This is a genomic window from Endozoicomonas sp. SESOKO3, assembly GCF_024606255.1.
In genome coordinates this window covers 1-3198 of the sequence record NZ_JAHHPR010000006.1, presented here as the reverse complement: position 1 = coordinate 3198, position 3198 = coordinate 1, and the positions used below count along the sequence as shown (strand labels likewise).

Sequence of the window (3198 nt, the reverse complement as noted above, 5' to 3'; positions counted from 1 at the left end):
AAGTTGGAAATAACAGAAGCTCCGGGGGAGGATATTGTTTTTCATGGTCAGATGCACAATCCGGGTGACGTCGCTCTTGTAGAAAACCTCTACAAACTCTGGGCAATAGCCGGGGTTAATAACCCCTCCCCTGCAGTCATAACAGAGCTTCTCAGATATAAGATAAAAAACTACGAGTTCATCATTCGAAGCAGGCAGATGTCACTGCTGGAGGAGATTGTTGCGCGGCACGATACTGGCATTGACAAAGATCGACCGACGATGCTCTCAGACGAAGACAAACTGGCGGTGCGTTCGCTTGCATACTACGAATCCCTTCAGCAGGCCTTGGCTCTGGCTACTCCAGTTAACCCATGTGAACCAAGTGAATTTGTGTTCACACTGGAACACATCAGAGTCGCTTCATTAGTCATCACACCAACCCGGTTGCATAAGCAACTCGCAAAATACTTCAGCTTCAAGCCCGTGCTTAGAAATCTTCTGATGAACCCGCACTTTTTTCAGAATATTCGCAAAGTGATACCCGTTATCGGCGATATCAAACCAGCTCAGATCGATCCCGGGAAAGACGAAGAGTTTACTGCCAGAGTCATGACCGACATGGCCAGACAGCTGCTTGAGTTATCCGGGAGCCTGGAGGAACTGCGGGCAAAACATGCCAGACCGGGCACCAGAACAGAAGCTGAAACAATAGCTGCGACCAAAGCTGTCGTTGCAACCATTGCCGCACATTTAAGCATTGAGGATTTTGATGACAATACAGATATTGACGATCAGCAAGAACGCCTGATTCAAAAACTGGAAACAATGAATGCTGAAGCGCAGAGTCTGCGTCAACAACTTAAGACTATGAGCATTCAACTCGATCAGGAAGATATTTACACCGATATTAGAAAAGGTGTCCTGGCTCAGGTTCTTGGTATTGATCCGAACGACAAGACCGCACTATCAGACCGCTCTGCCGTGGAGTCAGCTGTATATCACAAACTTATCAAGCTTAAATTTCTGGACACCTATGTGGATTACATAAGAACAGGCCACTCCGAAGTGATGCCTGAAGTCCTTGAGACATTGAGTGACGTGGAAAAAGCCCTTCAGATGAAAGCCCCTGATGAAAACGATGATGTGTACCTTCGTCGCCAAAGCATTTCTGAAGAGCTGCAGGAGTTCATCGCAAAAGCCAGACAACGGTCAGAGAAAAAGGCCCTTGACATACTGAAAGACATAGAAGGAATACTCGACATCAAAGTCAATGAAGAAGATGATAAAACAACAAGACTTATCAGGGTCCGAAGAATGTTTGACAGCGATGATCTCACAGATCATATGCTGGATAAGATAGATAACACCCTCTGGGCAGATGAAAACGCAGCTCTGGTCGGGAAAGGTCTTAAACTCGCCAGGCTTCTTGCGCATCTTCACTATAAAGTCGGAGGCCCTGACCCGGATAAGCAAGACAGAGAACAACAGACAGATCCGCTGGCAGAAGTAGAAGAAACACTCAACATCGCCTATGGAAAACGGAAGGACAGAGCAGCAAGACTTGCCATGGTTCTTAAAATAATGAACCACAATGACGCCGGAGAATACCTGCTGGGTGAGATAGAACAGGCCCTCTGGAAAGAAGACAGCAAAACGCTTGACGAGAGGGGTCTCAGACTCAGGAAGCTTGATGCGAGTCTTACTTATAAAGTCGAAGAACCGTACCACGATCAGCAGGTCAGAAAACGACAGACACGTTTGATTGCAGCCGTAGAGCACCAACTGAATATCCACCCTCTTGATTACGTTGCGGCTGTACAAAAAGTCAAGGCTTTCACAGCGAAACTGGCCAGTGATCTAATGATGAACTTTGACGAGGGTGCCAGCCTGTCTGACCGGAAGGATGCTTTAATAACCAGAATTCAGGCATTTCGGGATGAAGTCAACGAAGTCTATGAAGATGAAACAGTCAGGAGAGCGCGGAACAACGAGATAGCTCGTCAACTCAACATGGAAGACTATAAGGATGATGCCACTATAAACGACCAAAATAGTCGAATTAAAGCAAAACTCCAACAGCTGGACGAGGAAGTTATCAACACGATTCAGTCAGACGTTAATACGCGTATCACGGTCATTGAGAACGAGCTTGACAGGCATATGACACGCCTGGGGCCCAAGCCCCGATACGTCCTTGATCGTGAGGCAACCACAGCCAGACAAGCATTAGAAAAAGCTGAAAGTGAGTTGGTGACTGCTTATCGAAAGAATCGGGAACAGCCACGTCTGGAAGCAGCAATTGAAGCCAGGAAAGCAGACATTGAGAGAATGAAGTATGTCCTGAAGGCTGCCGAGCAAGCCGTCGAAAATGATGACGGTCCCTTCCAGTACACGCCGAGACAGGTAAAAGTTCTGACCGATATGCATGACTTCATCTATCAGCACGCTCTCAAGAAGCAGGCTCTGGAAGCTGCAATGGGTCTGGCAGCATCTGCAGCGAAAAGCGGTAAGGTCCCCCCCCTCCTTTCGACTTTCGATTTTGACGATGAATTTGCGCCCATTCGCCTGCAGGCAGCGGTCGGAAAAGATCTGACATTTCATCAGGCCAGTCGGATTGCAAGAGTCTTCAGGAACCTGATGAGGAGTTTCCCTCCCCACTCTTCCGAGCTTGTAGATGATCAGCCTCAGAGTATCCTGGAAGAGGTCCAGATTCTGGTGCAGAGAGTCAGAAATGAGATGGGTAAAGGGGCACTTCAATACGACGAAGTCATTAACGGCATGGGCAAAATAGCCATTCACTTCGTCAAGTATGAAGAAGATGACCTGAAAAGCTTCCTGGAATACCTGGCTACCCGTTCTGCCAGTGGTAACAAGATAATAGCTCTTCTGCATGAAGGTCTGATCAGCAAGGTTGAACTTGAGAATTACATAAAGGCCGTCAGAGGTGTTGATGGTTATCAGACAGTGGCTGAGTTTGAACACTTCCTTGGTTATATACACGGTGTCAAGGTGCCAGAGTTCAGGAAGGTTGTCCAGATGCTGTCCGATGAGGGTGCTGAGCAATTCATGCGGATTGCTTTTGCTCCTGTGACTGTGACCGCAACTGGCCCGGCGGGTATGAAAGAGTCTGTTGCCGGCATGAAAGAGTTCGCAGCAGCTATCATCGCCAACTACGTGCTTGATGATATTGCCTTTGAAAATGGCCGCAGGACGGCA

General features: G+C 47.8%; 1 protein-coding gene. It reads left to right on the top strand.

Going from position 1 to position 3198, the window contains the following annotated elements; translation table 11 throughout:
• The coding region (locus KDK18_RS00055; RefSeq protein WP_257252309.1) for a hypothetical protein at positions 1 to 3198 on the top strand (3198 nt) is incomplete at both ends.